This window comes from Staphylococcus sp. EG-SA-2, from assembly GCF_017152085.1.
The window spans coordinates 1-1,382 of sequence record NZ_JACYHC010000783.1 but is presented as its reverse complement, the minus strand read 5'-3'; the positions used below and the strand labels follow the sequence as shown (position 1 = coordinate 1,382).

Genomic DNA, 1,382 nt, shown 5'->3' with positions numbered 1-1,382 from the left:
ACAGGCATAGAAATAACAACTAAACCATCTTCCTGGTGATCTATTGACATCTCAAATGTCTCTAATAAATGAGTCATATTTTCACCTCTTTATGCTTATAGTACCATAGCAGCAATAGTACCGAAAATCATTAAAGGAATATTATAAAACAAGAAGTTTGGTACACATGTATCGCGTATATGATCATGTTGGCCATCAACATTTAATCCCGCAGTTGGTCCTAATGTTGAATCACTTGCAGGTGAACCTGAGTCACCTAATGCACTCGCTGTTCCAATCAATGCGATTAATGCCATTGTATCTAGTCCAATTGACGCTCCAAAAGGAATGAATAATGATGCGATAATAGGAATTGTTGCAAATGATGATCCAATACCTAAAGTGACAATTAAACCTATCACATACATCATGATAATGCTAAATAATTTATTATCACCAGTAATACTTGTTAAAGTTTTAACTAATTCATCTATATCACCAGTAGCATTCATTACACCAGCAAACCCATTTGCTGTTAAAATAACTACACCAATATAAGCCATAATTTTAATACCTTCAACAAACTTAGCATCTAATTCATACCAATTATATGCACGTGAAATAAAGAATACGAGTACCCCTGCCAGTGCACCAAAAATCATTGAATCTGTAAATGTTTGTACTAAAAATGTAGCTAGTATTGCCACAATTGTTACTATTAAGATATATGGTTTTAACTCTGTAACATTGTCACTATCTGAAATTTTACGTGTTTCATATTCACGTGGTTTACGATATACATATAAACCGATAAGTAAGCCAACAATATACCCCATTGAAGGAATAAGCATTGCTTTCCAAATCATATTAAACTCAATTGGGTGATTCGCCTTTGCAAAGCCACTTTGAATAATTTGCTGGAAAATTTGACCGAATCCATATGGTAATAACACATACGGGAAACATAAACCAAAACCGATAATCAAACCGATTAAACGTCTATCTATTTTTAAGTCATTAAACAGACTTAACAATGGTGGGATGACAATTGGAATGAATGCAATATGTACAGGAATTAAGTTTTGACTCATGATACTCATAGCTAATAATGCAATGATTATTGTCACTTTTACTTTAACTCTTGACCATCGACTATTTTCAGCGTGAATTGCATTTATAATTTTTCCTACTAAATAGTCTGTGATACCACTGTATGAAATTAATGCTGCAAATCCACCTAATAATGCATAGCTTAATGCTACCTCAGCACCATCGACTATATTTTTCCCAAATACATTTATAACTTTTTCAATGCTCATGCCTGAAATTAAGCCACCAACTAGCGCACTGATAAATAAGCTTATAACTACGTTTAATCGACATAAACATAGCACAATCATTAA

The 1,382-nt window shown here is 33.0% G+C and carries 1 protein-coding gene and 1 pseudogene; both read right to left on the bottom strand.

Features of this window, described 5'->3' with window-relative positions:
• Positions 1-77 (bottom strand): annotated as a pseudogene (locus IDG60_RS14145) (thioesterase); the annotation flags it as partial.
• An 18-nt stretch (positions 78-95) separates the two neighbouring features.
• A partial coding sequence (locus tag IDG60_RS14140; RefSeq protein WP_156979322.1) for a Na+/H+ antiporter family protein occupies positions 96-1,382 on the bottom strand: 1,287 nt, incomplete at its 5' end.